This window comes from Bartonella elizabethae F9251 = ATCC 49927 (assembly GCF_000518165.1).
In the GTDB taxonomy this organism is placed as follows: domain Bacteria; phylum Pseudomonadota; class Alphaproteobacteria; order Rhizobiales; family Rhizobiaceae; genus Bartonella; species Bartonella elizabethae.
Window position 1 is genome coordinate 35,001 of sequence record NZ_JADB01000015.1, and the last position, 2,950, is coordinate 37,950.

Here is a 2,950-nt window from a genome sequence, read left to right on the forward strand (position 1 = left end):
GTCGGAGCCCAAGATTTGTTCTGGGTGACGGCGTACCTTTTGTATAATGGGTCAGCGACTTAGTCCAACGAGCAAGCTTAAGCCGGTAGGTGTAGGCGTAGCGAAAGCGAGTCTGAATAGGGCGATCAGTTCGTTGGATTAGACCCGAAACCGAGTGATCTAGCCATGAGCAGGCTGAAGGTAAGGTAACACTTACTGAAGGGCCGAACCCGTATCTGTTGCAATAGATTGGGATGACTTGTGGCTAGGGGTGAAAGGCCAATCAAACTCGGAAATAGCTGGTTCTCCGCGAAATCTATTTAGGTAGAGCGTTAGTCGAATTCTCCAGGGGGTAGAGCACTGGATGGGCTAGGGGTCCTCACCGGATTACCAAACCTAACCAAACTCCGAATACCTGGAAGAACTAACTAGCAGACACACGGCGGGTGCTAACGTCCGTCGTGGAGAGGGAAACAACCCTGACCACCATCTAAGGTCCCCAAGTTATGGCTAAGTGGGAAAGGATGTGAGGATCCCAAAACAACCAGGATGTTGGCTTAGAAGCAGCCACCATTTAAAGAAAGCGTAACAGCTCACTGGTCTAAATAAGGGTCCCTGCGCCGAAAATGTAACGGGGCTAAAGCCATACACCGAAGCTGTGGATTTACTCCTTTTGGAGTAAGTGGTAGCGGAGCGTTCCGTAAGCCTGTGAAGGGAGACTCGTGAGAGCTCCTGGAGGTATCGGAAGTGAGAATGCTGACATGAGTAACGATAAAGGGAGTGAGAGACTCCCTCGCCGAAAGTCCAAGGGTTCCTGCTTAAAGTTAATCTGAGCAGGGTTAGTCGGCCCCTAAGGCGAGGCCGAAAGGCGTAGTCGATGGGAACCACGTTAATATTCGTGGACCTGTGGGTAGTGACGGATTGCGTGTATTGTAAGATCTTATTGGATTGATCTTGCAGTGAAGCAGTCCCAGGAAATAGCTCCCACATTATAGACCGTACCCGAAACCGACACAGGTGGACTGGTAGAGAATACTAAGGCGCTTGAGAGAACTACGTTGAAGGAACTCGGCAAATTGCACGCGTAACTTCGGAAGAAGCGTGACCCTTTAGCGGGCAACCGTTAGAGGGTGGCACAGACCAGGGGGTAGCGACTGTTTACCAAAAACACAGGGCTCTGCGAAGTCGCAAGACGACGTATAGGGTCTGACGCCTGCCCGGTGCTGGAAGGTTAAGAGGAGATGTGCAAGCATTGAATTGAAGCCCCAGTAAACGGCGGCCGTAACTATAACGGTCCTAAGGTAGCGAAATTCCTTGTCGGGTAAGTTCCGACCTGCACGAATGGCGTAACGACTTCCCCGCTGTCTCCAACGTAGACTCAGTGAAATTGAACTCCCCGTGAAGATGCGGGGTTCCTGCGGTTAGACGGAAAGACCCCGTGCACCTTTACTATAGCTTTACACTGGCATTTGTGTTTGTATGTGTAGGATAGGTGGTAGGCTTTGAAGCAGGGGCGCCAGCCCCCGTGGAGCCATCCTTGAAATACCACCCTTACCAATATGGATGTCTAACCGCAGTCCGTAAGCCGGATTCGGGACCGTGTATGGTGGGTAGTTTGACTGGGGCGGTCGCCTCCTAAAGAGTAACGGAGGCGCGCGATGGTAGGCTCAGAACGGTCGGAAATCGTTTGTTGAGTGCAATGGCATAAGCCTGCCTGACTGTGAGACTGACAAGTCGAGCAGAGTCGAAAGACGGTCATAGTGATCCGGTGGTCCCGTGTGGAAGGGCCATCGCTCAACGGATAAAAGGTACGCCGGGGATAACAGGCTGATGACCCCCAAGAGTCCATATCGACGGGGTTGTTTGGCACCTCGATGTCGACTCATCGCATCCTGGGGCTGGAGCAGGTCCCAAGGGTATGGCTGTTCGCCATTTAAAGCGGTACGTGAGTTGGGTTCAGAACGTCGTGAGACAGTTCGGTCCCTATCTGCCGTGGGTGTTGGAATATTGACAGGACCTGTCCCTAGTACGAGAGGACCGGGATGGACGTATCTCTGGTGGACCTGTTGTGGCGCCAGCCGCATAGCAGGGTAGCTATATACGGACGAGATAACCGCTGAAGGCATCTAAGCGGGAAACTCACCTGAAAACAAGTATTCCCTGAGAACCGTGGTAGACCACCACGTTGATAGGTCAGGTGTGGAAGTGTGGTAACACATGAAGCTTACTGATACTAATCGTTCGATCGACTTGATCGTTCCCATTTCCTATATTCATTCTGTAATCCAGCTTCTCTTCTTATGCATTTTGCTGACTTGGTGGTTATGGCGGAGTGAACGCACCCGATCCCATCCCGAACTCGGCCGTGAAACGCTCCAGCGCTGATGGTACTTTGCCTTAAGGCACGGGAGAGTAAGTCGCCGCCAGGTCTGCTAAATGCATAAAAATTCTCAAATCTTCTGATAGAAAAATAAAAATTAAAAATAACATAATCTATACATTTGCTAGACAACAAAAAACTCTTGTTTTAATATAGATGACGCGGGGTGGAGCAGCCCGGTAGCTCGTCAGGCTCATAACCTGAAGGCCGCAGGTTCAAATCCTGCCCCCGCAACCAAAATAATCTCTATAATCTCCTCAAAAAAACTCACAACTTGCTGCTTCAAACCTAAACAACTGCTGTGATAGAAAATAAAATCAGACGGGAAAATAAGCGCTCCTGAAGCACTCAATTGCGCGAGATTATGATTGAAAACCTTCATGCATAGCTCATGGGAGGCATGAGCGAAATCCAATCCCCCCTACACAAAAAAACAAATATTGCACATATATGCAGGAGTGTTGGCTCTGCCTCTACAAAGCCTAGGGTGAGGCTATGGACAAAATCAAATTCCCTTACGCGACAAAAAATCAATGTGAGATGTTACCAACGTGAGGCGTTAGATTATGCCAATACACGATCCCCTCTAAG

The 2,950-nt window shown here is 50.0% G+C and carries 1 tRNA gene and 2 rRNA genes (1 of these 3 running past the window's edge); all 3 read left to right on the forward strand.

The annotated features are described in order from the left end of the window. Positions 1-2,237 (forward strand): 23S ribosomal RNA (locus tag T429_RS0107510) (it extends 577 nt beyond the left edge of the window). A 56-nt stretch (positions 2,238-2,293) separates the two neighbouring features. Continuing rightward, a 5S ribosomal RNA gene (rrf, locus tag T429_RS0107515) occupies positions 2,294-2,408 on the forward strand. A 111-nt stretch (positions 2,409-2,519) separates the two neighbouring features. Then, positions 2,520-2,596 (forward strand) — tRNA-Met (locus T429_RS0107520). The last annotated feature ends 354 nt before the right edge of the window (positions 2,597-2,950 follow it).